The organism is Microcoleus sp. M2_D5 (assembly GCF_036701935.1).
Lineage (GTDB): Bacteria > Cyanobacteriota > Cyanobacteriia > Cyanobacteriales > Microcoleaceae > Microcoleus.
The window spans coordinates 41,956-67,190 of record NZ_JAUBRP010000035.1; the positions used below are offsets into that span (position 1 = coordinate 41,956).

At 47.5% G+C, this 25,235-nt stretch carries 23 protein-coding genes and 1 pseudogene; 15 read left to right on the forward strand and 9 right to left on the reverse strand.

The features are described from left to right. The first annotated feature begins 61 nt into the window (after positions 1-61). On the forward strand, positions 62-1,813 hold the full coding sequence (locus tag QUA50_RS16280) for a hypothetical protein (RefSeq protein ID WP_333265086.1): 1,752 nt from the start codon (positions 62-64) through the stop codon (positions 1,811-1,813). 294 nt (positions 1,814-2,107) lie between these two features. Here the strand turns inward: QUA50_RS16280 and QUA50_RS16285 are convergent, their stop codons facing one another. After that, positions 2,108-2,407: a hypothetical protein gene (locus tag QUA50_RS16285; protein WP_333233050.1), complete on the reverse strand. Its 300-nt coding sequence runs from the start codon at positions 2,405-2,407 to the stop codon at positions 2,108-2,110. Between the two features lie 241 nt (positions 2,408-2,648). Here QUA50_RS16285 and QUA50_RS16290 point away from each other — a divergent pair, with 241 nt between their 5' ends. Beyond that, positions 2,649-3,275: a hypothetical protein gene (locus QUA50_RS16290; protein WP_333265087.1), complete on the forward strand. Its 627-nt coding sequence runs from the start codon at positions 2,649-2,651 to the stop codon at positions 3,273-3,275. On the opposite strand, the gene cobS is transcribed toward QUA50_RS16290, so the two are convergent. Beyond that, positions 3,272-4,069 (reverse strand): adenosylcobinamide-GDP ribazoletransferase, encoded by a 798-nt coding sequence (cobS, locus tag QUA50_RS16295; RefSeq protein WP_333265088.1) that lies wholly within the window; start codon positions 4,067-4,069, stop codon positions 3,272-3,274. The genes QUA50_RS16290 and cobS overlap by 4 nt on opposite strands. Before the next feature lie 261 nt (positions 4,070-4,330). Between cobS and QUA50_RS16300 the strand changes: the two genes are divergently transcribed. The 3 genes from QUA50_RS16300 (at position 4,331) to QUA50_RS16310 (ending at position 6,478) form a co-directional block, all read left to right on the forward strand. After that, positions 4,331-4,780 (forward strand): hypothetical protein, encoded by a 450-nt coding sequence (locus QUA50_RS16300; protein WP_333265089.1) that lies wholly within the window; start codon positions 4,331-4,333, stop codon positions 4,778-4,780. A 369-nt stretch (positions 4,781-5,149) separates the two neighbouring features. Next, positions 5,150-6,280: a tRNA guanosine(34) transglycosylase Tgt gene (tgt, locus tag QUA50_RS16305; RefSeq protein WP_333265090.1), complete on the forward strand. Its 1,131-nt coding sequence runs from the start codon at positions 5,150-5,152 to the stop codon at positions 6,278-6,280. Positions 6,281-6,340: 60 nt separating this feature from the next. Beyond that, complete coding sequence (locus tag QUA50_RS16310; protein ID WP_006634808.1) at positions 6,341-6,478, forward strand: photosystem II reaction center protein K; 138 nt, start codon at positions 6,341-6,343, stop codon at positions 6,476-6,478. Positions 6,479-6,651: 173 nt separating this feature from the next. Here the strand turns inward: QUA50_RS16310 and QUA50_RS16315 are convergent, their stop codons facing one another. Continuing rightward, complete coding sequence (locus QUA50_RS16315) at positions 6,652-7,206, reverse strand: glutathione S-transferase family protein (protein WP_333265091.1); 555 nt, start codon at positions 7,204-7,206, stop codon at positions 6,652-6,654. 41 nt (positions 7,207-7,247) lie between these two features. Then, on the reverse strand, positions 7,248-7,829 hold the full coding sequence (locus QUA50_RS16320; protein WP_333265092.1) for a manganese efflux pump MntP family protein: 582 nt from the start codon (positions 7,827-7,829) through the stop codon (positions 7,248-7,250). 311 nt (positions 7,830-8,140) lie between these two features. On the opposite strand from QUA50_RS16320, the gene QUA50_RS16325 reads away from it, so the two are divergent. Continuing rightward, complete coding sequence (locus QUA50_RS16325; RefSeq protein WP_333265093.1) at positions 8,141-8,740, forward strand: cytochrome b/b6 domain-containing protein; 600 nt, start codon at positions 8,141-8,143, stop codon at positions 8,738-8,740. A gap of 240 nt (positions 8,741-8,980) precedes the next feature. Next, entirely contained in the window at positions 8,981-9,205 is a 225-nt protein-coding gene (locus tag QUA50_RS16330; protein ID WP_333265094.1) for a hypothetical protein, read from the forward strand. A gap of 102 nt (positions 9,206-9,307) precedes the next feature. Here the strand turns inward: QUA50_RS16330 and QUA50_RS16335 are convergent, their stop codons facing one another. From QUA50_RS16335 to QUA50_RS16350, 4 genes are all read right to left on the reverse strand, one after another. Beyond that, entirely contained in the window at positions 9,308-11,611 is a 2,304-nt protein-coding gene (locus QUA50_RS16335; RefSeq protein WP_333265095.1) for a cache domain-containing protein, read from the reverse strand. Positions 11,612-12,411: 800 nt separating this feature from the next. Continuing rightward, a complete protein-coding gene (locus tag QUA50_RS16340; RefSeq protein WP_333265096.1) occupies positions 12,412-12,876 on the reverse strand; it encodes a hypothetical protein in 465 nt (154 codons plus the stop codon). Between the two features lie 189 nt (positions 12,877-13,065). Next, positions 13,066-13,626 carry a sugar O-acetyltransferase gene (locus QUA50_RS16345; protein WP_333265097.1) on the reverse strand — a complete coding sequence of 187 codons (561 nt, stop codon included), beginning with the start codon at positions 13,624-13,626 and terminating at the stop codon, positions 13,066-13,068. A gap of 304 nt (positions 13,627-13,930) precedes the next feature. Beyond that, complete coding sequence (locus tag QUA50_RS16350) at positions 13,931-14,605, reverse strand: MBL fold metallo-hydrolase (protein WP_333265098.1); 675 nt, start codon at positions 14,603-14,605, stop codon at positions 13,931-13,933. A gap of 33 nt (positions 14,606-14,638) precedes the next feature. Between QUA50_RS16350 and QUA50_RS16355 the strand changes: the two genes are divergently transcribed. The 6 genes and pseudogenes from QUA50_RS16355 (at position 14,639) to QUA50_RS16380 (ending at position 22,051) form a co-directional block, all read left to right on the forward strand. After that, a complete protein-coding gene (locus QUA50_RS16355) occupies positions 14,639-16,111 on the forward strand; it encodes a site-2 protease family protein (RefSeq protein ID WP_333265099.1) in 1,473 nt (490 codons plus the stop codon). Positions 16,112-16,452: 341 nt separating this feature from the next. Further along, positions 16,453-17,052, forward strand: coding sequence for a hypothetical protein (locus QUA50_RS16360; RefSeq protein ID WP_333265100.1), 600 nt, complete (start codon positions 16,453-16,455; stop codon positions 17,050-17,052). 492 nt (positions 17,053-17,544) lie between these two features. Beyond that, positions 17,545-18,071: pseudogene (locus QUA50_RS16365) on the forward strand (DUF6745 domain-containing protein); the annotation flags it as partial. Positions 18,072-18,234: 163 nt separating this feature from the next. Continuing rightward, entirely contained in the window at positions 18,235-19,416 is a 1,182-nt protein-coding gene (gene sat, locus QUA50_RS16370; RefSeq protein ID WP_333265101.1) for a sulfate adenylyltransferase, read from the forward strand. A 207-nt stretch (positions 19,417-19,623) separates the two neighbouring features. Next, a complete protein-coding gene (locus tag QUA50_RS16375; protein WP_333265102.1) occupies positions 19,624-21,798 on the forward strand; it encodes a caspase family protein in 2,175 nt (724 codons plus the stop codon). A 112-nt stretch (positions 21,799-21,910) separates the two neighbouring features. Beyond that, entirely contained in the window at positions 21,911-22,051 is a 141-nt protein-coding gene (locus QUA50_RS16380; RefSeq protein WP_333380171.1) for a hypothetical protein, read from the forward strand. Here the strand turns inward: QUA50_RS16380 and QUA50_RS16385 are convergent. Then, on the reverse strand, positions 22,042-23,346 hold the full coding sequence (locus QUA50_RS16385) for a valine--pyruvate transaminase (RefSeq protein ID WP_333265103.1): 1,305 nt from the start codon (positions 23,344-23,346) through the stop codon (positions 22,042-22,044). The genes QUA50_RS16380 and QUA50_RS16385 overlap by 10 nt on opposite strands. Before the next feature lie 837 nt (positions 23,347-24,183). Between QUA50_RS16385 and QUA50_RS16390 the strand changes: the two genes are divergently transcribed. Together QUA50_RS16390 and QUA50_RS16395 are read left to right on the forward strand one after the other, a co-directional pair. Continuing rightward, positions 24,184-24,726 (forward strand): peroxidase-related enzyme, encoded by a 543-nt coding sequence (locus QUA50_RS16390; protein ID WP_333076808.1) that lies wholly within the window; start codon positions 24,184-24,186, stop codon positions 24,724-24,726. A gap of 21 nt (positions 24,727-24,747) precedes the next feature. Next, positions 24,748-25,224 carry a hypothetical protein gene (locus QUA50_RS16395; protein ID WP_333265104.1) on the forward strand — a complete coding sequence of 159 codons (477 nt, stop codon included), beginning with the start codon at positions 24,748-24,750 and terminating at the stop codon, positions 25,222-25,224. Positions 25,225-25,235 lie beyond the last annotated feature (11 nt).

Sequence of the window (25,235 nt, forward strand, 5' to 3'; positions counted from 1 at the left end):
CTTCAGAAGACGCTCAACGTCTATAATCAGCAAGTTAAATATTTACTACGGCAAGACCCCTATGGAAGCAGCACATAAAGATTTGCTACAACAAATAGCCCGACTATCGGAAACTTATGCTAATTTGGCCGATCGCCTCTCCCAAGCAGCCAAACAACTGCAAGACTCCGGCCTTCCTCCCTCTGACAGCTTGCTGCAAGAAGTAGCTACCTACAGCCGCAACTTTGCAGCAGTTCAAAAACAAGCTATCGAAGCAAACAAATCGGCGATCGCGCCGGGGGAAATTGCTTCCCTCAAAGACATTAAAAACTTAGTCGAGACTGCCGCAGCTTCCGAAGGTAAAGCAGAAATTCGCGATGCAGCATTGAAAGTGCTCGATCGAGTATTGGCGATCGCCCACCGCGAACAAAGCGACTTCGCCCCCTTACAATCAGTTCATGCCAGAGCCCGCGAACTGCAGCGCGCGATTTCCGAATCAACCCCAACTCAACTGCATTCCGACGCAGAATCCTTAGTCAGCGGCAAACACCCAGTTTCAGCAGTGCTCGCCCTAGTGGAACAGCAAGACAAATTAGACGACGAACAGTGGGTAATTCTCGAAGAAACAGTCAGCGCCGCTTTTGGCAAACAAATAGCCGTAGCCATTTCCAGAGGCAAATTAACCATTGCTGAGATGGTAAAAGCAGCACCTGCAAAAGTCGAACCCGCATTTAAAGCAGCGCCAGAACAAAAAATCAGCGCCGAACCTTTGCCAGAAGTGATTGTCATCCCGTCAGGAAATGTGGCACCGAAACAAGTTACAGTTGCGCCACAGATCCAGATTTTGGAATCCCCCGCGCCTTCTGTCCCCATGCACGAGGTAATTATTGTTCCCAGCGTGGAAGTACCTAAGTCTCTTCAGACAACCGGTTCCGGGAACATTGTTTTTGGCGCACCCCGAAACATTCAACCAGCGGTGGCAGTAGAGGGCGGTTTGGGAATCAAAGTTTTGGTGCACATTCAGGGAATTGGCGATCGAACTTTCGGTGCTCGAGAATACGCGGGTACTAAAGCTCAAGGGCGGCGCGTCGAAGGATTTCAAATTAATATCGATCCCCCAATTCCCGGTTTAAATGTCGAGTACATGGCTCACGTCGAAGGTGTTGGCGATACTCCTTGGATCGGCGAAGGAGAATTGGCCGGTTTTCGGGGTCAAGCGAAACGAATTGAGGGATTTGCCGTGCGGTTGAGCGGGCCGCAAGCTGATAAGTACGACGTATTTTATAGCGCTCACATTCAGAATATCGGCGACACCGAGGTGTCCTCCAACGGCGAATATTGCGGCACTCGCGGCAAAGCTTTGAGAATAGAGGGTATCAAAGTTTGGATCGCCCAGTCTGCGAGTTCCCAAGTTGCAGCGCCTGTGGGTTTAAAAGTGTTGGCGCACATTCAAGGAATTGGCGATCGAACTTTTAGCGATCGAGAATATGCGGGTACTAAAGCGCAAGGCCGCCGCGTGGAAGGATTTCAAATTAAAATAGAGCCTCCCGTTGCCGGTTTAAATTTGCAGTACATGGCTCACGTTGAAGGAGTTGGCGATACTGCTTGGATCTCGGAAGGGGAGCTAGCCGGTTTCCGGGGCAAAGCCAAGCGCATTGAGGGATTTGCCGCGCGGCTGACAGGGCAGCAAGCTGATAAATACGACGTATTTTATACGGCTCACATTCAGAATGTGGGCGATACTCCTGTTACTGCTAACGGTCAATATTGCGGCACTCGCGGCAAAGGTTTGAGGGTTGAGGGGATGACGGTTTGGGTTGACCCGAAAGCGTAAAAATTGAGAATGAATGGAAAGTTTGCAGTGGCATTTTCCATTCATTTTGTGTTGTGATATCATGTCGGAATAGTAAAATCCAGTCAACAGTCAACAATCACCGATGTTGCAACCGAAATTGATATAATTCATCTGCGTTAATCTGTGTTTATCTGCCCTCATCTGCGGTTAAAAAAAGAGAATTTGTTAACCGCCCCGGACAAGGGATTGACACTGATTCACGCAGATGAAGAGATTAGAGATATCAATAATTCCGATGCTAATAGATTTGATATTACGCTAGCAGACACGATATTAATGGTGTAGCACGTGCAACAAGCCTTCTACCACATGACCGATCGCACTTGGAGCAGATTCGCAAGTCGCAGCTTCGGCGGCGCAGTGGCCGGCGTGGAGTGCGTTTCCGACAGCTTGACTCCCTCCCTCCAGCGCATCGGCACCAAATTGACCGCGATATGTTTCTTGGATCATTTCAGCTTGAATTTTGCTGGTGGTTTCTTCGGGATTCGTTTCCCAATTGCGGATTGTTTGGACAATCTCGAACCCAGCCCAAATTAACATTCCGAGGACGATCGCAGCAATCAAGTATCCCATAGCTTTCAAAAAAATTGAGGTTAGCTTTATATAATTTAACGCAGCAATTGGCAGTCAGCAGGATAAAACATATCTGATGCGAGTTCGGATTTCCGCCTCTTCTAGTCTTCGGCAGCCGGATAGTTCGGCACTCAAGTAATAGTTTCAACAATCAATAACAGAGTAACTATTTTACAGTTTAACCTAATTTACACTGTAATTTAAACCCAAACAAAACCTATAATGGTGAACTAAAAAAATTATGCCATACTGTCAATTTACTACGATCGCCAAAGCGAAACAAGCTTTCGGTCTCACAGTCCAAGAGGGATCTCGCTTTATACCTCCGCTAAACCCGATCGCACCCTCAGACATTCTCAGTGGCACCCTCAAAGATAGCCTTCCCATCGTCGCCACATCGGGAAGTGAAAAAGCGCGCTCGGAAGGAATTATCTATCCCGTACTGCTGGAAGTGAGGCGGATTCTCGATCGCCAAATTAGCCTTTTTTCCGGCGAAGACTTCACCATCGACGAAGCTGTCGGACTGAATGGAGTGTTTGATTTTCTGCTGGCGCGATCGTCCGAAGTCCTAGAAATTGAAGCCCCCGCCGTTGTAATTGTCGAAGCTAAAAAGACCGACCTCAAAAGCGGATTGGGTCAGTGTATTGCCGAAATGGTTGCCGCTCAACGCTTCAATCAAGCCAAAGAAAAAAACATCCCCATCATCTATGGGAGCGTGAGTAATGGCATTCAATGGCAATTTATCAAACTCGAAAACCAAATTGTGACGATCGACTTATCCGTCTATCCTCTGCCTCCTGTTGAGCAAATCCTCAGCTTTTTCGTTTGGATGATGCAGAATGATGCCGTTAACTCAGAAACAATTTAACCTTCCAAAGCCGCCAAAAGACACAGCAATAAAGCCTCCGTCCACTCGACTACAGCACCGTAAGTATCGCCCGTGTGGCCGCCCAAACGGTAGTTAAACCAGGCTCCGGCAAAAATTCCGATCGCACTTCCCCCCAAAGCCATCCCCGCCGCCAGCAGCCACCGATCGCCCTCCAAGACAACTTGCACCACGCTCAAACTAAGCAGCAACAGCACACCGGGGATAAAATCAAAAGGAGAATAAATCGATTCTTTGTGAAAAGCTCCCTTACCCTCGGCCCGGAGATAGGGATAGCGGGCGATCGCCACCAGTTGGGCCCACCTCCCCCAACCGGCGACACCCATCAAAGCCAGCCACCGATAGTTATTCAAGTCCGAGAGAGCGGCAGTTTTCAGCAGGACGATCGCGATCGCAGCCATCGCCCCAAAGGCTCCTGTAACGCTGTCCCGCATGACTTCCAGCCGGCGCACGGGGTCGGGTACAGCCAGCCCGTCTGCCGCGTCCATAGCGCCGTCTAGGTGCAGCCCGCCAGTCACGGCGATGCCCGATACTACCACCAAGGCCGATCGAGTCAGAGCAGGCATTCCCAACAACTGCAACCCAACATCCGCCAGTCCCAGCATCCCCCCAACCAACAGCCCGATCGCCGGTGCCAAGCGGGCAATGCCCCGAAACTCCAAAGTCCAAGACACCGGTACCGGCAAACAAGTATAAAAAGCGACTGCGGCTGCGATGGCAGCGCCTTGATTCCGGAAAAAGTCGATCGTAGAGCGAACCCATTTATCATGCACCATAAGATAGAAAATTTTTCATCTGGTATGCAGTTGTCAATCGATTAGCGTGTGCCAGAATTGGACTGTAACACCCTAGTTTTTTGGATCGAGCATTCCTCCTGTCGCCCCCTCTTTTCCCCGGAAAACCTCTGTCGGCAGCGATCCCAAAGCTCCCTATCTAAAATGACTAAACTCAATATCCGCGTTTCCCGTACCAAGAATTCTAGCTAACTCCCTGATTTTCAAGACGGGAACATACACTACAACAGAGGCTTTTACTCCATGAGTCACGACCAATTGAATAACAGGGTAGTTGCTCCTTGCATCATCGATACAGGGATTGTCGTCAACAAACGCGATATCAAAAGATTGCTGTTTGATTTAGGACGTGTCCGCTACCTTCACATACAAGATGGCAAGATTTACAGCGAAGGGGAAGGTTATGTGCTCGAAGTCTTCGCCAACCCCCACCGTTCTACCCTGATTGCCAACCATGCGCTTTATTTGAACGTGTATAGTTTTGATTACCTGGAACTGAAACAGTCCCCCGAAGATGGTGCTTATTTTGACCTGATTCAAGATGGACGGCAGTTGCGGTTAATTCCCCTCTCCAATCCTTTGCAAGAGCAATTCGCCCGAAATTTAAATGCTGCGGCTTTGGATGCGGTTGTCGATCAGGTACTCTCAGGCAACTGGGATCTGCAATTGGACGAAGATGATTCCCCCTTTTAATGGTCAGTCAGTCGATTTTAGATTTTAGATTTTAGATTTTAGATTTACTTGCAGCGCAGTGAATCTGGGAGTTAGAACTAAGGTCTAAAATTTTTTGCCCTCCACGGCGATTGTCGGAAACTTGTATCCGTTTTTGGGCTGGGTCATTCGATTTTAGATTTTCGATTGTGGATTTTGGATTGACTTGCGCTCTTATAAATTCGGGGGCTTGAGGATTTTAGATTGTCGATTTTGGATTGATTCCACGGATAAATCGCGTGGCGGGTACCATCTAGAAATTCTCGGTCATGAGTTTTTTGTCGCGATGTCATCAACAATAGATTAGATAACACGGACTGCCGAGTAGCGGTTAACGATCGTCGGGGACTAATGACTGAAGACAACGCGAGATTTACTTTTAAATGTCAGGCTAATTGCAGCCATACCCAAGCGCGTGCAGGGGTTTTTGCCACTCCCCACGGTGTTGTGGAAACCCCTAAGTTTATGCCAGTGGGGACGCTAGCTAATGTCAAAACTTTGACCCCGGCACATCTTGAGGCGGCGGGTTCTCAAATGGTTTTGGCAAATACTTATCACTTGCACTTGCAGCCGGGGGAAGCGATTGTCGCAGGCGCGGGCGGATTGCACAAATTTATGGCTTGGCCGGGCCCGATGCTGACGGATTCGGGCGGCTTTCAGGTGTTTAGCTTGAGCCAAATGCGGAAGATTACTGATGATGGGGTGACTTTTCGCTCTCCCCGCGATGGCCGCATGATTAATTTGACGCCGGAACGATCGATCGAAATTCAGAATCAGTTGGGCGCCGATGTGATTATGGCCTTTGACGAGTGTCCTCCTTACCCCGCTACGCGGGAGGAGGTGGAGGCTGCCACAAATCGCACTTACCGCTGGCTGCAACGCTGCATTCAAGCTCACTCGCGCCCGGATCAAGCTTTGTTCGGGATCGTCCAGGGGGGCGTTTTCCCCGATTTGCGATCGCGCGCGGCGAACCAGTTGGTAGATTTGGATTTACCAGGCTACGCCATCGGCGGCGTTAGTGTCGGGGAATCGGGGGATTTGATCGCAGAGATTGTGAAGGTGACTGCGCCTCTGTTGCCAGCAAATAAACCGCGTTATTTGATGGGGATTGGGACTTATCGGGAAATGGCGCTGGCGGTGGCGAGTGGAGTAGATATGTTTGACTGCGTGATTCCGACTCGGCTGGCCCGCCACGGGACGGCTTTTGTTCGTGGGGAACGCTGGAGTTTGAAAAATGCTCGGTTCCGGGAGGATTTTGCTCCGCTGGATGAGTCTTGTCCTTGTTATACCTGCCAAAAATTCAGTCGGGCTTATTTGGCCCATTTGGCGCGGGCTAACGAAGTGCTGGGCTATACTTTGCTGGCGATTCACAATGTGACGGAGTTGATTCGCTTTACTGGGAGGATGCGGGAGGCGATTTTGGCCGATCGATTTACACAAGAGTTTGCCTACTGGCTTGCACCGAGAGTCGATCGATCGTGATTGCCTTGGGTGAAGATATGCGACAATTATGAAAATTGTGTTGGATAGGTAGGTTGATTCATGGAAGCTGCATTACTCTTAGCAAAACTGCCCGAAGCTTATTCGATTTTTGAGCCTTTGGTTAATGTTTTGCCGGTCATTCCCGTATTTTTCTTGCTGCTGGCTTTTGTTTGGCAGGCGGCTGTCGGGTTCAGATAAGTTTGATTTTGCTAAAAGCAGGGGCAATTTATGAATTGCTCCTGCTTTTACGTGTTGAGTTTTTGGGCCGATCTCGTTTACGGTTGTTTCGGAATGATTTAACCGCAGAGACCGCAGAGACCGCAGAGTTCGAGAAGAGAGAGATGAATAATTAGTCCGTGTAGTGCCTTCCTTCAGCTACCGCCGATCGCACTTTTGAATGCCGGTCTATCTGAGATCCGCTTGATGTAATCTACAACGGCGGGATAAGCACTGAGGTCTAGTTTTAGCATCATCGGAATGTAAGCCAACATTGACCCGACTGCTGCGTCGGCTACGCCGAATTCATCGCCCATTAAAAATGGCTGTTTCTCGAAGATTTCATTTAACGGTTTTAACAACTTGGGAGTTTCGCGATCGCGAGTTGCTTCTGTAAATATTCCCGGCCCCAGGGTGGCGTTAGCAAACGTGACCCACTGCACGATTTGAGCTTGCTGCTCCAAAGTGTCTGGCATTTTACCATGTTTTTGAGCTAAATACAGCAGAATTGCGCCGGATTCCCAAAGCTTAAAATCTCCGTCGGCGATCGCTGGTACTTTGCCGATCGGGTTAATTTCGAGATACTCTGGCTGCAAGTGTGCCCCTGCTTGCATATCTAGCATCACAAATTCGTAGGGAACGCCGATTTCTTCTAAATACCACTTGACAATTGATGCTCTGCTGCGAGCTCCGCCGTAAAGTTTCAGCACGGAATTTTTATCCTTTAACGCAATATTATTATTGTAGCATTCTAATGAATGATGACTGCCGACACTTCTGTTAAATGCGAAAATAAGATATTGCTGCCGATCGCAATTAAAATTACGCCTCCGAGAAACTCTATTTTATTTCCAAATAACTTGCCACACTTGTGGCCGATGAACACGCCAGCAAATACGACAAAGAAAGTAATAAATCCGATCGCACTAACGACAGGGCCGATCGAAGTTTTTAGCACTGCAAATCCGATGCCAACTGCGAGGGCATCGATACTCGTCGCCACCGACAGCGTTATCAAAGTCCCCGTATCTAAGGGATTGAACTTTTTCTCGCATTCTTCGTTTTGCAGCGATTCATAAATCATTCTCCCGCCAATGAAACTCAAAATCCCAAAAGCTATCCAATGGTCTATCGGTGTTATTAAAAAACTAAAACTAAGACCGAGCAACCATCCTATCAGAGGCATTAAAGCTTGAAAACCTCCGAAAAATAAGGCGATTTTAAAAGCTTTATTCACCTTCATGTGTTTGATTGCGAAACCGCTAGAAACAGCGACAGCAAAAGCATCTGCTGCTAGTCCCAAGGAAAGTAAAACGGTAGTTGCTGCATCCATTTTTGTAAAATGTTAGGTGTTATAAGGAGCGCGAATTAAATAACTTACAATTTTTATTGTTATTGTGGGATGGGCCAAAAAGGACGGGCGGGACGCCCATCCCACAAACTTGTGGAAGTTATTTTATTCTCATTCCTAAGTAAAGTATTCCTCTTGACTGTTTTAGTTTACACGATATTTTGATATAATTGCGTTTTTATCATAATATATTCATTTTTGACTCACATTTATTTCACAATTGGCGAGGGTTGAAAAAATCAGCGCTTAGCTATATTCTGTAAAAGATTATTTATCAAGTAGCAGAATTGACTATGCCGCAATCTAGACCCTACCAGCCATTGCTGCTTAGGTTACTGCATGGGGTTAACGCTGCGATCGCCCTTTTAGCAATTTTGAGCGCATTTCTGGTTTACAACACCTACGATGGGCGGTTTGGCAAAGTCCCCGTGCCTCAGATTGCCGATATTATCGGGATTCACGGCACTTTTGGCAAGATGTTGCTGTTAGGAATAATGCCGGCTTTTGCATTGTACAGTTTCCGCGCAGGTCAAAAACGCTTGGTGCAGCCGGATTCTTTTGGGAAACTAACGCAGTTGGGAAAACCGATTTGGTGGTACAGTTTGCACCGGATTGTGAATACGTTGATGTTGCTGGCACTCACATGGGCGATCGCTTCTGGCAGTATGGTTAAGGAAGAATGGCTGCCGGCTGGGGAATTGACGCAGGTTTGGTATTATTTACACGCTTCTGGTTGGGTGGTATTGGTATTTTGTCTGGCAATGCACTTGTTGATGAGTGCGAAGGTGGGGGGTTGGCCGCTAATTTTGTCGATGTTTGATGCCGCATATCGCCCGGAAGATTCGCCGGCTGCTTGGTGGAAGAAAATTCGCTCTTTGGTCGATCGCTCTTAATGTGAAAATGCTTAATGTGAAAATGAACAGAAATATTTTATTAATTGTTGCGGAAGTCTTGGTAATGGGAGGCTGGTTGTTTGCTGTGGTTGCACCTTTATTATTTCCCTAAAATCCTAGGCTATCAATTTTTATTAACAAATGATAGTTAGCTCTATACTGAGGACTTCAGCCCTCCGTTTTATGATGACTAAAGTCTTGACTATGGGATGAGAATTAAATAAAATCCACTTTTCATCAATGTTGTGGGATGGGCGTCCCGCCCGTCCTTTGTGGGATGGGCGTCCCGCCCGTCCTTTGTGGGATGGGCGTCCCGCCCGTCCTTTCTGGGTGGGCGTCCCGCCCGTCCTTTGTGGGTGGGCGTCCCGCCCGTCCTTTGTGGGTGGGCGTCCCGCCCGTCCTTTGTGGGTGGGCGTCCTGCCCGTCCTTTGTGGGATGGGCGTCCCGCCCATCCTACAAGAATAAAGTGAAATTATTTAATTGACGATCCTATGAAGCCAAATTAAGCTTTTCGCGCCGCTTGCTAGCAAGATTGGCGACGGGTTTCCCTGGCGGCAAAATGCGATATCAAACGATCGGCAATTTTATCATAAACTCAGCACCGCCCCCAGTTTGAGATTTAATTTTAGGTTGAACCGGAGATTCAACTTTCAGCCTGCCACCGTGCAACTCTACAATAATTTTATAGCACACCGACAGATCCAATCCTGTAAATTTTTTAAACGATTTAGTATGGCCAAATTTCTCAAATATTATTTGTTGAATTTCCGGCGGAATTGTCGAACCATTGTGGGCGATCGATACAACAATAAACCTGCCTGTATCATCCTCAAAAATATCGGTTTTGATAGTAATAATTTGAGCCGACCTTTCAATAGTTTTAACTGCATCTATAGCATGGATGATGAGACTCCCGAATACCTGGCTCAGTTGACCGGGATAACACAAAATTGGTGGCAGGTTGTTGTACTCCTTGACTACTAATATTTTTTGCTCCAGTCTGTGAGCCAGCAACAGCAAAATATTGTCGATGCTCTCATTAACGTTGGCGTGTTCTTTGTTGGCTTCGTCAGGAAGTGAAAATTTTCGCAAAGCCAGGACTATCTGGCGAATGCCATCGGCTCCTATTTTCAAAAAATTGAGGATTTGCGGCAACTCTTGGCTGATAAAATCTAGGTCGCAAGTCTCTATCTTTTTGGCAATTCGCGGCACAGGTTCGGGATATTGTTGGCGATAGAGGCGAATTATATGGAGCAAATCTTTGATATAATCATTGAGGTGTATCAGGCGACCGTAAATAAAGTTAATCGGGTTATTGATTTCCCGGGCAACTTCGGCGGCTAGTTGACCCACCATTGTAATTTTTTCGCTTTGTGCTAAATGCTCTTCGGTGATTCTGAGTTTGGCTAATACTTCTTCCAAAAGTTTGAGTTCTTCTTGAACTTGGCCGTGGAGTTGGGATTGGGAAATTGCAATCGCCAGCGAGTCGGCAATTGCTTCCAAAACTTGCACCTCGTCAGAAGTCGCAAATCGGCGGTTTGCACAGGCCAACAGGTATCCCAGCCGATGATTCTCGGTTAGTACGGGTACTGCTGCGTAGCGACTATTTGTAAGTTCGATATGGGGGTGTTCCTCAGACGCTGTGGCATCAGGGGTACCGGTTTTATGTAGCAGTACCGTTTCGCAGCGGTGAAGCCGTGCAGCTAAATCTCCAGAGGGCCCTCCTGGAACGCCAAAGATTCCCAAGCGCCCCGGCAAACCTTCCCGGCAATATTCCCAGCCAAATTCTAAAGTATCTTGTCGGGGATCGTACCATGCGAAAATTGCTCGATCGAGCTTCAGCAAAGTACCGAGTTCGTCTACTGTAGTTTGGAGGATGCGATCGAGCTCCAAGCAAGCGCGAATGCGGCCGGTCAAGCGGTGGAGAAGGGCTTCTGTGCGACTGCGAATGCCATTTAGGGCAAACAGCTTGAGCGCCACAATTGCACAGAAAATAGCTGCGGCGGCAAGTATGCCGACGGCTACTGCTAGTATCTTGAAAGGAAGGAGTTCTTTTTCGAGATTGTCGCGGGGAATTACAAGGGCGATCGACCATTCAGCTTGTTCTAAAGGAAGATAGGCAACATAAACTCTGGCGTCGTCGATTTGAGTCAGCACAATGCCAGTTTTTTGATAAACCATCTCCCGCGCTACATTTGCCAAATTAGCATCTGCAGACTCTAAAAGACTGGGAGCAGAATTGTCGATATTTCCGATTAACCTAGCGTCGGAATGGACAATCGGCACTCCTTGAGAATTGAGAACAAAAGCGTAAGTTCCGGGGTCATATTCCAGCTTTCTTATTACTTGGGCAATTCGATCCATGCTAATGACGCCGTTCATTACTCCGATCGGCTTTTGTGCTGTTTTACCAATAGAATTTACCGAACTTGACCACACCGGAGCCGAAATGGGAACAATCTTTTGTTTTTTGAGCGTGCGAGACATGGTAGGATCTGAAACATAGACTTCCCCAGCCATTGCCTTTTTAAAGTGTTGGCGGTCGCTAATATTAATCAACGCTCTGCCCACTTTTGTGGTGAAATAAGAACCGTCGGGATCAATTAATGCCAAGTATTGGAATTTTTGTAGTCGATTTACTTCCGATTTTAAATAAGGCTCTGCCACTGACCAATTCATCGAACGAACGGGAGCAGTATTGGCAAGGATTTCGATCTCAGCCTTTCTAGTGCCGAGCCAGCGATCGATCTTGTTGGCGCGCTCCCTAACTTCTAACAAAGCATTTTGCTCGCTTTTGGTAATAATCAAGCGGCGAACGCTTTGATAGCTGATACAACCAGTAATGCTAGCTGCCAGAATTGTTACGCCCAAAATTAAGAGCGCAGTTTGGTACCCAAGATGGTATTCGCCCTTTAATCCCGCTGGCAATAGTCTAGTTAATTTCCACCACTTTACTCTCGCAAAGCTTCGCATGGTTTGACCAATTTGTGATATTGAAATCTTTAGCTCACCTACGATATACTCGCCCGCCCGCTAGTAGTCTTAAACTACTAGCATTTAATAATTGCCGGGATTTTTTAATTTTTTTCCCGCCGAGCGGCTCCTATCGTTTCCGGTTACACTCCTTATGATATAAAGGACACGGCAGTGCCGTTTTCCTACCCAGATTAATTGTAAGGACACGGCACTGCCGTGTCGAAAGCGGTGGGTAATATTAATTCTGATGCTACTCGATTTGATATCACTTTGTTAAACAGGAATAATATTATACCACTTTTTTGACAAATTAAAAAGATTCATCAACTACTTAATTCTTTTTGACAGGCGTTAATAATTGATGTTATTTAGGTGATGTGAGAAGTAGACTTTTTAGGTTGAGATGCTTGGTGTGTGTCTTAATCAAAAGTCCTGACGGTTTTTACTTGGTAGTCTGAAACCCTAGATTTTCAGTTGATAGTTCGATTGCTGAATCGCCTTAAAACCCTTATTCTACGGTTGTCATCAAAAACTGTCAGCAGTATTGCTTAATAACGAAAGGTTAAAAGTTTTTCGTTCATTATTAATGAAGGAAAAACTTGTTAAATCTTTAATTTACATCTCAACAATCAAAAATTTTTGCGGTGCATCCGCTGGCTGAGGCACTGTTAAATTGCCCCAGTTGCGGGATTTGTTTAAAGAACCTTGTGAGTGTGTTCGTGCTGTTTCACATTGTCTTCAGTGCGAATGATGCGCTCGGAGTTGAGCACCCTTTTGCGTTCTAAGGAATAAGTAAAGTCGTTGCGAACTGTTCCCAAGGGAATGTGAAGTTGAGCTTGGGGGCGGATTTTGTAAGTGCGGGCAGCGGCGATCGCCCGAAAGCCAAATTCTTCGCTAAACTGAGATGATGTCGGGAATTCCGGCAACATTTTGGGTGTTTCGCCGTCGAGCACTGCTCCCAAAGTCGTCCCGCAAATCATTAAATAGGATGTCGGAATTCCCTTGACAATTGCTTCTAAAGCTGCTGAGGGAATAGCTTCGATTACGGGCACTTGAAAAACTTCGCCTTCTTCTTTGATGAAGCAGGTAGCTACACCGACTGCTATGTAGTCGTCGGTGCAGAGGTCGGGAGCGTTGGGATAAACTGTTGCAGTAGTCATAAGAAAAGCTTGGTAGTGTGGAAACCGGGAACGAGAAATTAAGCGATTTGAGATTTGAGATTTGAGATTTATTCCACGGTTTTTTTCGGGGATTTTACGTAAAAAATCTCAAACCGGCGGTTCTAATAGCTAAAATTTTTTGGTTAAGCTCCAAGGAGCCGATCGCACGATTGTGTCGATCGTACCACATCAAGGTAGATGCCGGATGATTCGGCAAGGATTCCCCGCCGCCACGACGTTTGCGGGAATATCTTTGACAACCACACTGCCTGCGCCGATCGTGCTATTGTCGCCAATAGTGACTCCCGGACAAATAATACTGCCCCCGCCAATCCAAACATTATTGCCAATATTAATGGAAGCGGCGAGTTCTAGGCCAGAAAGCCTAATTTCCGGGTCTGTGGGGTGAAGAGCGGTGTAAATTTGTACGTTGGGCCCGCACAGCAAATTCTCGCCAATGTTAACTCGATTGCAGTCGAGAATCACGCAGCCAAAATTCATATACAATCCGTTTCCAGCATAAATATTGCTGCCGTAGTCGCAGTAGAAAGGTGGCTCGATTTCTACTGTTGGCCCAACTGCACCGAACCATTCTGCGAGAATTTCTAACCGCTTGTCTGGTTCGTCTTCGCGGGTAGAATTGTAGGTTCTGGCGAGGCGGCGGGCTCGCTGGCGCTCTAAAATTAATTGCTCGTCGGCCGCTAAATACAATTCGCCGGCGAGCATTTTTTGTTTTTCGGTTTTTTCCACAGTTTTTTCCACGGTAAGAATCGGCGGTTGAAACGGCTAATTCGCCAACGAACTTCCTCTCTAAGAGATTGAATAATAACTCTCTTTTGTCACTTCGGGCGAGAGTATAGCGGTAGGGTGCGTCGCTCATTGATTGTCGCAAACAATCAGAATTCTGGTGGCGACGCACCGTACTTTAATTAGAATAGGAGTAGGATAATCATCTCTACCGAAAGTGACAGAAGAGGGATAATATAGGTGCGCTAGGCGCACCTTACCGCTATAATTAGCGCGTCAGAGCGTTTTTTAATGTTGTAGCATACATTTAGGGTTCAGGTTTTGACTGCAAACAAACAGCTAAATCCAGATTGGCTAATTTCTCAAAAGCTCGATCGATCGATCCTTTTCCCCGCAAAAAACCAGTATTTGCACCGGGACAAATATACTGTAAAGTTTCCGGCGAAAATCGATCGATAATTGACTTCACGCTGTTAATTTGCCTGGGCCAGTGAAAAGTTTTTGCCGTCAACAGCGGTACTGGGGCGGCTTCTCGGTTGGGAAGCAAGTGCCTGCCCGAAAACAGCACTCCACCGCTGCCACTATGATAAAGGCAAGAGGAACCAGGAGAATGGCCGGGAGTCCAAAATGCTTTGATTCGATCGCTCACAACAAATTCTCGCTCAAAAACCGTCACCTTCAAACCCGGCAGTAAATAAGCTTCCTGCTCTTGAATCAGGATCTGGCATCCCGTGGCTTCCTGAATCTCGCGCGCCTTGCCGATAGCGCCGCGGTGGGTGAGAAACAGCAGTCCCAAGCCGCCGCGATCCCGCAAAAAAGTTTGATTAATCTCATCCCAAGCGGGACAATCCACCAGGATGTTAGTTTGGTTTTCTACAATGAAATAGGCTGTTGCACCCAGGGTATCCCGGTTAGGGGGGAAAGCCAGGATATTGTCGAGCACGGGCCTGGGTTGTTTGGAGACTGAACTCTGTTGTTTCAAGGAAGTATTTCAGAAGGGAATGGGATAAATATTATGTTCTTTTTACTATGGTTGTTCGTATTGGGGCTGATATCGTACTTCTTGTTGCAAAACGGCACCAGCCGCATCACCAGGACTCCGATATGGCTGCTGTGGCTGGTAATGATGGCGCCCGCGCTGATTTGGACTGGTTGGATGTTAGTTTACGGCACCAGCAAAACTGTACCGCCGGAGTTGGTAATTATACCTTTTCTGGTTTGCCCTTTTTTGTATTGGTTTTTGGTACAGTTGGGGCGCAAGAAAATTACCGCCGAAACTGCACAGCAGGTAGCAGACTCGGAGACTGAACCTGCAAAGCCAAAACCGCCCCTGCGCCCGATCGATGCTGCAGAAGAAGCGAGTTTGCGCGATTGTTTTCCTTGGTCAATTTACTTTTTGCGAGATTTGGAATTTCGGCCCCAGGCTGTAATTTGTCGCGGACAGTTGCGAACCAACCCGGAGGCGGCTTACGAGGCAATTCGGGAGAATGTGGAGAGACTTTTTGGCGATCGCTTTTTAGTAGTATTTCAAAACAGCTTGAGCGGTCAACCTTTTTTTGCTATAGTTCCCAATCCCAGCCACCAATCAGGCGAAACTCCTGTCAAAACCGAATCTGTAACCCGACCATTTTTTGCATTAGCTTTGCTGCTGATCGCGGTGTTTACGACTACGCTTGTCGGGGCGCGACTTGCCGGAGTTACTGAACAAGCTTTGCAGTCCAACCCATCAATGTTGCTGCAGGGTTTGCCTTACTCGCTGGCTCTCATTACATTTTTGGGAATTCACGAATCCGGCCACTATTTAGCGGCCAGATTTTACAAAATTCGCACGACTTTGCCTTATTTTATTCCGATTCCTTTTTTCTTGGGAACTTTTGGGGCATTCATTCAAATACGGAGCCCAATTCCCAACCGCCGAGCTTTATTTGATGTTAGTATTGCCGGGCCCCTGGCGGGTTTAGTTGCGGCAGTGCCATTATTAATTTGGGGTTTGAATCATTCGACTATTGTACCGCTGTCTGAGAAGTCGGGAATGTTAAATTTTGACTCTTTCAAACCCAGTTTTTCGCTGCTGATGACTTTGTTGAGCAAGTTAACCTTGGGCGGTGCTTTCAATGCGGAAACTGCGATCGATTTGCATCCAGTAGCGGTGGCGGGTTATTTGGGTTTGATCGTGACGGCGTTTAATTTGATGCCGGTGGGACAACTCGACGGCGGGCACATTGTACACGCGATGTTCGGCCAGCGAGCGAGTATGGCGATCGGGCAAGTTGCTAGACTTTGTATGCTGCTGCTTTCTTTTTTGGAACAGGGTTTGCTGCTGTGGGCGATTATTTTGTTTTTGACGCCACTCAACGACGAACCGGCGTTGAATGATGTCAGCGAATTGGATAATCGGCGGGATTTTTTGGGGCTGCTGGCGATCGGGCTTTTGTTAATGATTTTGTTGCCCGCGCCCAGGCTACTCCTTGAGTGGTTAAATGTTTAGCAGGAAGAGGGAAGTTCGGCAACGGATTTTGTAACGGATGTAACGGATAGAAGAAAGAAGAAACAAGAAAGAGGGAAGAAGGATTGAGTTATCGGGCGAGAGAAAGAAGTGGAAAGAAGGAAGAAAAGAGAGGTTCACAAATTATCCAATGGTTGCTATATTAGGACTTCGGGACGGGGGTTAGAAACCCTGTTTCTTCCTAGATACTTCTCTATAAAACCACGATTTACCCAGAAACCGGGTTTCTAAGGCGTAAGTCCTGTATACAAACGAGTTTAGCGTCTGTCAACTCGCTTTATATCTCCAAGTAATCTAGAGTTTCAACGATTTATCTGAGAAATATGTCTTACAAATCCTTTACTTTCCAACAATTAGAAGAGCGATTTGGATTAGAGCTATCACTCAGTCCTATTTTGAGTGCCAAGGTGGTTCCCGTAGAACCCTCCGCATGGCTTTGGAGAGCAATCGAAATTAGTTCTAACACTGCTGTTACAACTGTAAAAGAGCGTGCGGAACGGATTATTTCTCCTATTCTGTTAGAATTTAGAGAAAGGAACAACAGACAATTTTCTCTGTTTTCTGGTTGGTCATTTGATGTAGATGCTGAGCTGGGATTGAATGGGGAATGCGACTTTCTAATGTCTTCCGTGCCGTTTGATTTTGAAATTAAAGTTCCGGTTTTTGCATTGAGAGAAACTAAAGGCGGAGAAATAGAGTCTTGTTTGCCACAGTGTGCCGCACAAATGGTAGCTGCTCAGCTATTTAACGAACGCGAACACAATTCCATACCTGCAATATATGGCTGCGTAACTACTGGCGTTGTCTGGCGGTTTCTTAAATTAGAAGGAAATAATTTGATTATTGATGTTGATGTTTATTGTCTTGATAATGTTCCTATGATTTTAGGTGTTTTGCAAACAATTGTTAATTTATACCAATAAATTGACGAATCTAATAAAATAGGTTTAGAGGAAAATTTCCTGGTTATTACCAACTTAATAATAATTTTTTACCAGAGGCGATAGCGAAAAAAATTACCAAAAATAAAATACAGCATATTCCATGTATATGCGGTAGACACAAGAAGAGAGACGCAAGCATCGGTGCGGATACACCCGTCAATCTGCAATCTTTATCAAATATGAAGGAGCGACGCACCCTACGGACTAACACCACATAATATAGCTGCTCCTGTACTTCATGAACCACCGAATATGCTGTAATATCAAATCCCTGGGCATCGAAATAATTCATCTGTCTCTTCCGTTTCTCTGTATTCTCTGCGCCCTCTGCGGTTTAATCATTCCAATACAACCGGAATTCATTTAATATAGCTGTACCAATAATCGCGCTCAACTGATGAATCAACTGCACCTTCAGTTAAAGACGAAGTTTACGTCAAATTAGCAAGGAAGTTGGGCGGGAGATTTCAGATGGAAAACTGCGGCTGGATTTACCCGTTTGAGAAAATGTGCTTTGTGTGCGATCGCCGGATCCAACTTCATTTTGACAGCGAATATTTGCTCCGCGCTTTATGTCAACCAGCGGTTGAATTTGCTGACAAGTTCAGTGTATACTCTTATCGCGGCGTCCGAGTGCCGAAAACAATCGGTCAAGTTCTGCCCCAATCTTGGCAAGCTTCATGGCTGTTAACAGAACAGAATGCCGAAGTGCGGCGAGTTTTGATTCAGGCGATCGGCTATCCGAAAATTTGTCAAGAATTGCAAGCAACTGAATTGGATAAGTGGGTAGCCACGGGGGCTACCCCTACTAAGAATATACTTTGTTGAAAATTGAGAATAATATTGACATAGAGCCAATTTATTTGTTAAAGATGACTTGTCCGAGTACGGGACACTTTCATGCTTTGCGAGTGCCGCCAAAAGTGCGATCGGCTAAAGAAGCGATTAGCTGGGTAAATTGGGGAATAGATCCCGAAGAATTTCAAGTCCAGACTTGAGGGGAAAGTTTAGAGTTTTCAGTGCGCGAGTTTACATTTAAAGAATTACAGCGCCACAAAAGCAGCGTTCTGCACGAGTCCAGAACAATTAAAAAATGTAGATTTGCAGCCCGCACTTGGTACTATGTACTCTGGCAGCTAAAACCCACAACTTCAAATAGACATGAGCCAGCATTCAGACCGCATTGCCCCTCACGGCGGCATCCTGGTCAACCGCATTGCCACACTAGACCAAAGACAAGAATTTTTCGATAAAGCAGAAGTCTTGCCGCGAGTCCAGTTGTCGGATCGATCGATCTCCGACCTGCAAATGATCGCCATCGGCGCCCTGAGTCCCCTCAAAGGGTTCATGAACGAAGCTGATTATCGATCGGTCGTCAAACAAATGCGCCTCTCCAACGGCCTTCCTTGGTCGGTTCCCATCACCCTCTCGGTAACAGAAGAAGTCGCCGCCCCCCTGAAAGCAGGAACTTTAGTGCGCCTCGACTCGCCGTCGGGCAAATTTGTCGGGCTCTTGGAACTTGCAGAAAAATATCACTACAGTAAAGAAGAAGAAGCCCTCAACGTCTACCGCACCGACGACCTCAAACACCCGGGTGTCCAGGTAGTAGACAAATCCGGGCCTGTTAACCTCGCAGGCGACATTTGGCTGCTGGAACGCGAACCAGATCCCCGTTTTCCCCAATACCAAATTGACCCGGCGAAATCGAGAATGCTGTTCAAAGAAAAAGGATGGAAAACCATAGTCGGTTTCCAAACCAGAAACCCCATCCACCGGGCTCACGAATACATCCAAAAATGCGCCTTAGAAACAGTAGACGGCTTGTTCCTGCACCCGCTAGTGGGGACTACTAAGGAGGACGACATCGCCGCTGATGTGCGGATGCGCTGCTACGAAATTCTGCTAGAAAAATACTATCCAAAAGATCGCGTAATTTTGGCAATTAATCCGGCGGCGATGCGCTACGCAGGGCCGCGAGAAGCAATTTTTCATGCTTTAATCCGCAAAAACTACGGCTGCACTCACTTTATCGTGGGGCGCGATCACGCTGGAGTTGGCGATTATTACGGCACTTACGATGCCCAACATATTTTTGATGAATTTGAGCCGGGAGAATTGGGAATTGTGCCGATGAAATTCGAGCACGCTTTCTATTGCACGCTGACGGAACAAATGGCTACAACTAAAACAAGCCCGAGCACTCCCGAACAACGGGTGCATTTGTCGGGAACCAAAGTTCGGGAAATGCTGCGCGCTGGAAAATTGCCGCCGCCGCAGTTTTCCCGGCCGGAAGTCGCCGCAGAATTAGCCAAGGCAATGAATATTTTCAATTACGAGATTTAAATCTTGAACTTGGGTGTCGGCGACATTCTGAATAGTTTTGAATTTTGAGTTTTGAGTTTTAAATGGGAAATTTTAAACTTAAAGCTCAAAACTTAAAACTTAAAAATCATCTTAATACTAAACACTCACAACTTAATTAAATTCCCTAAAATTATTGAGGGGAATTTAGCTGAAAATTCACAACTTAAAATTCAAAGCTATTTAAAAATGGGACTCAAGCGGCGGGAATTTTTGCAGCAAGCTGGCCGGGTGCTGGCCGCCATCGGAATCGGCGAGGCCCTGTGGCTGCAGTTGGGCGATGGCTACCTCCAAGCCTTAGCGCAACCGACAGCCAGGAAATTGGCTTTGTTGGTGGGCGTTGACAAATATCCAGACTCGCCCCTGCACGGCTGCGTCACGGATGTGGAATTGCAGCGGGAACTGCTGATATATCGGTTTGGGTTTGTGCCGTCGGACATTTTGACTTTGACTGACGCTCAAGCTACGAGGGAGAATATCGAGACGGCTTTTGTGACTCACTTGACTCAACAAGCAAAACCCGGTGACGTGGTAGTTTTTCACTTTAGCGGCTGCGGTAGCCGAGTCAGCTTGGGCGAGTCTCCTGGAAAAATCCAAAACAGTTTGGTGCCGGCGGATGATGTTTTGCCGTTGTTAGCCAACCGGGCGGTGAACGATATTTTAGAGGAAACGCTGTTGCTGTTGATGCGATCGCTCGCGACAGAAAATGCGATCGCCATCCTCGACACCAGCTACCCCTATCCGGGTTTCTCCAAAAACGGTAACTTTCGCATTCGCTCCCGCCCCCGCCCCACCATCGGCCAGCCTCGCCTCGCAGAATTAACGTTTGCCCAAGGCCTCCGAACCCGCAAAAATCTTCGTCCTGCCGCCGCCGTACTTGCTGCAGGCGCGAATTCCCAACTCGCCGCCGAACAAGAGTGGGGCGGATTTACCGCAGGTTTGTTTACCTACGCCCTCACCCAAACTTTGTGGTGGGCAACCCCCGCTAGCAGCTTCAGCGTCAGTTTCAGTCGCGCTGCGGGCAATGTTTACAGCAAGCTGGCGGGGTTATCGCAGCAACCGCAAATTCTCAATCACGATTTAACAATCGCGCCGGCGGTGAATTTTTCAAATTTAATCTTCAATTCCCCTGCATCTGACGGCGCTGTGACGGCGGTGGAAGAGGGGGGCAAAACTGTGCAGTTGTGGCTGGGGGGGTTGTCGCCCTCGGTTTTGGAGTGCTCCGAGGGTTCTGTGTTTGCTGTGGATTCCTCCGAGGGCGGGAGGCTGTTGCTGCGGGGACGCACGGGCCTCTCTGCTAAAGCCCAAGTTTTAGATGGGTCTGCTCCAACAGACGGCCAATTAACAGTCGGCGAAGTGGTGAGGGAAGAAATTCGGGTATTGCCGCGAAACATCGGTTTGACAGTAGCTTTGGACTCGGGTTTGGAACGCATCGAGCGGGTGGACGCTACCAGCGCTTTTGCGACTGTGCCGCAAGTTTCGGCGGTAGCCAGCGAGCAATTGGCTGACTGTCGGTTCGGCAGAGTCCCGGAAACGAGTTTAGCCGAAACTTCTTCGGCTCACGAGCCTGCTTTGTATCCCAGCCGTTACGGTTTGTTTTCTTTGGCTCAAACGCTGATTCCCGATACTGAGGGCGACGGGGGAGAAGCAGTTAAGGTGGCGGTGCAGCGCTTGACTCCGCAGTTGAAAGCGCTGCACGCTGGGAAGTTGCTGCGGCTGACAGCCAATGAGGGGTCTTCGCGCCTGAAGGTGCGGGCGGTTCTGGCAACTACCGCACCGCAAGCGCGGGCTGTGGCGCAGCGAGAGCCGGTGCGGGCCGGCGGTGATTATCGGCTGGAACCGCTGAGCGGAGAAAGTGAGAAATCCGCCAGTCCTCATATATTAAGTGTGAACGACAACAGCCGAATTCAGTGCAGATTGTATAACGACAGCGATCGCCCGGTTTACTTTGCGGTGTTTTGCTCGGACTGCGCGGGACGGCTTTCCGTGCTGGGCGCTGAGGGCAAAGACGCTGTGGGGGGGATGTCGCGGGCGATCGCTCCGGGGGAGAATTTGATTGTACCGGCGGCTGGGACGATCGGGTGGCCGGTATCTGCGCCGATCGGACTTGCGGAAACTTTAATTATATTTAGTGAGACTACCTTCGATCGAACTCTAGCTGCAATAGAAGCCGAGATCCAGCAAACGAGGGATGCCCAGCCAATTCGAGTGCTGTTGAATCCTTTAAATGTGGCGCGGGCGGTACTCGAAGATTTGCACGCGGCTAGCATTCCGGGGGTGCAGAAAGCGGGGATATCGACGGATGATTTGGCTTTGGATGTGAATGTTTGGGCAACTCTGAGTTTTGTTTATCGGGTAGTTTAATTGTTAAAAACTCCTCGATCCGAGTCGGCGATTGAAATCGCTTTTGATATTATGTCCGGTCGATTACCCCTAATACGGTAGGGGCGGGTTCACGAAAAATATCTGTCAATAATTGACAATCTCAAAAACCCGCCCTTTTAATCGCGGTCACTCGATCGGACTCGGACTTTGTTTGACTCTCGACAGCGGTTTCAACCGCCGCATCATAAAAGGGGTGGATTTCGCCGGATTTGGTATCAGAAATCAAGACTGATAAAGCTTTTCAACCATTTGAGCCAAGCGTTTCATGGCAGTTTCAATCTCATCATTTGTTGCAGTCAAACTGATGCGTATACACTCGTGTTTGTGCTGCCAATCTTCCCGCAAACCGGGGAAGAAGGAACTTCCTGGCACCACAATTACGCCGACTTTTTTCAACTCTTGGTACAGTTCCCAATCAGTGATTGGCAAATCTTTCAGCCACAACCACGCGAAAATTGCTCCTTCGCCCCGGTGCAAAAACCACGGCAAATCTTTCGGCATTGCTTGTTCTAGAGTGCTTTCTACGATCGCAAATTTGCTTTGATAGTACGGGCGAATTACGTTGATGGAGATGTCGGCAAGAGCGCCGGACGTAATGGCACGAGTTGCGATCGCCTGTCCGTATCTCGGCGAATGAATGCACATATTGGTCTGAAAACATTCTAATATTTGAATGATTTTTTCATCGCCGATCGCAATTCCGATTCTTTCACCCGGCAATCCGGCTTTCGACAAACTCATACAGTGCACGATATTGCCGCCAAAAATCGGCGTCATTTCGGTAAAATTCAAGGACGGGAACGGAGGGCCGTAGGCGGAATCCACGAACACAGGCGCGTCAAAAGCGGCCGCTAAATCGGCAATTTTCTTCACTTCGTCGTCGCTGAGAACGTTGCCGGTGGGGTTGCAGGGACGGGAAAAAATGACGCAACCGGTGGTTTGGTCGATCGACAATTGGCTGAAATCCGGGCGGTATTTGAACCTGTGGGCGGCTGCATCAATATCGAGGGTAGGTTTGCAGGCGACTACCGCTTCGGGAATCAAGCTCACGCCGCCGTAACCCGTGTAGTCTGGGCTCAGCGGTAGCACGATATTTTTAAGGCTACCCCCCCTAGCCCCCCCTTGGTAAGGGGGGGATGGGGGGGGTGCGGTGTAGCCGCCGAAAGCGTTGGCTGCGTAGAAGTAAATCGATTGACTTCCGGGAGTAATTAGGATATTGCGATCGGTCAAATTCAGTCCGTAACGCTGATTAAAATCCGCCAACACCGCATTGATAAAGGGCTGATAACCTTGACTGGAACCGTAGCGACAAACCACCTCGCCGTATTCCGGGCTCGCCAAAAGTTCCGCAGTGCAGTCGCGCCACAACTGCTCGACTTCCGGCAAAATCACCGGATTTCCCGCGCTCAAATTGATAAACTCCTGCCCGCTGCCGGCTCGGAGTGTTTCAATAATATCTTTCATAATTGCCCGAACTCCCGTGAGGTGGGACATCTGAGCGCCAAATTGAGTCAGGGCAGGGTTCATAGCAAATGCAGCGACAATGATAGAAGTTTACAGTTTACCCATGATAACTCCAGTCGCAGGCGTTAGCCTAGCGGATCTGGGGCATGGGTTGTCTATTGAGCATCTGATTAATTCAATAAACTCGATCGCACAGCGTTTTATTTCTTCCCCTGTGCGCGCCGGAGTATAAGATTGCGGCCATTTGTGGAGTTCGATCGAACTGAGATGTTGCACCATTCTCAATAAGCTTTTTAGGAACAGGCTTTGGGGCCTGTGAAGCGAGAAAATTCACTCTTTGTGGAACAGGCCCAAAAGCCTGTTCTTGACAATGGTGCAAGATGTGAGATCGAACAGTGTTTTTTGCCTAAAAATTAGCTAACCGAACAGCCATCTCTAATTCAAGAGTTGTGGTAAGATTTCACGCCGTCGCGCCCGATGAATTGCCGATACTTGACAACAACCATTGGAAACATCTAAAATTACTCGTAAAACCCGATCGCAACAGAATTTTATGAGAGCCTGTTACTGCTATAATTACAGGTTTAATCCAGCCTCAAAAATCCGATTTGTTGCTAGCTCATTTTCATGATTCGCGGTTTGCTCACAGCGGTGCATTTTATTATCGATCCGACTCAAGCCAATATCTGTCGTAAGGATCGTCAATTAAATAATTTCCCTTTTTTATTGTGGGATGGGCGTCCCGCCCGCCCAGAAAGGACGGGCGGGACGCCCATCCCACAACAAACATGAAAAGTAGATTTTATTTAATTCTCATTCCTAAAATCGACCTTTGAGTGGCATTACATAACAAAAACGTAAATTATCACCCAATTAATTGCCGTAAAATTCAACAAAAAAATGACACACTTTCCACTTATAGAATACGAGCAACTTACAGATCCTAAAGCCAAAGCAGTCTACGAAGAAATCTTGACAGACTTGGGGTTTGGCATCGTCCCCAACCTGTTCAAGTCAATGGCAATCAACCCTGACATATTAGAAGCAAATTGGAAAAAATTCCGGGGAACAATCCTGCAAGGAGACTTACCCCGCACGCTTAAAGAAATGGTCGGCGTCGCTATTTCCCAATCAAATAATAGCGAGTACGCTCTCCAAGTTCACCTGCACGGATTATCAGCCTTGGGGATGAGCGAAGAACTACTGCGAACCCTAGTTTCTGACTTTGCCAATTGCCCTTTGCCAAAACGTGATAAAGCCGTAATTACCTTTGGCTTGCTGGCTGCTACAAAACCCCTGGAAATGACAGAAACTGATTACCAAAACCTGCGGGATTTAGGGCTAGATGATTCGGAAATATTTGAAATTATTGCGACAGCAGACTTGTTTAGCTTTGTCAACCGATATACTGATGCAATAGCCCTCGAAATAGATGCTTTGTAATCTATATTTTATACCCCTATTATGGGCGATCGGCTAGAAGATCAAGATCGAGAAGAACTTCTGTTAACAGCCCGCCGTTTGTTAGCAGAAGCTCAAGCGCTTTCCATCCGCATTTCCGCCGTAAACGAAGTTGCCACTGCCATTAACCGCACCCTCGATCTGGGTCAGATTTTGCGGGTACTAGGCAAGCAAGCCAAATGGTTGCTCGACTTTGAACACTGTAGCGTTTGCCTGCACAGCACTAATGCTTGCATGACTTTATTTGGCCCGCATATTCCTGTAGATATTGCAGCCCTCCCAGAGGGCGGCCCTATTCACAAGGCCTTCAACACACGTCAACCTCAATTAATTCAAGAAGCGGGTGCTACTGCTATTTTATCCCCCTACGCTTCGCAAATTATCCTTCCTTTGGAAAGCGAAGGTAAGGTTTTAGGTATCGGCTCAATAAGTAGGGGTAGCAGAGAAAAAAAAGTAAGCAGGATACACAAAGTGTTGTAAAATAGGACACA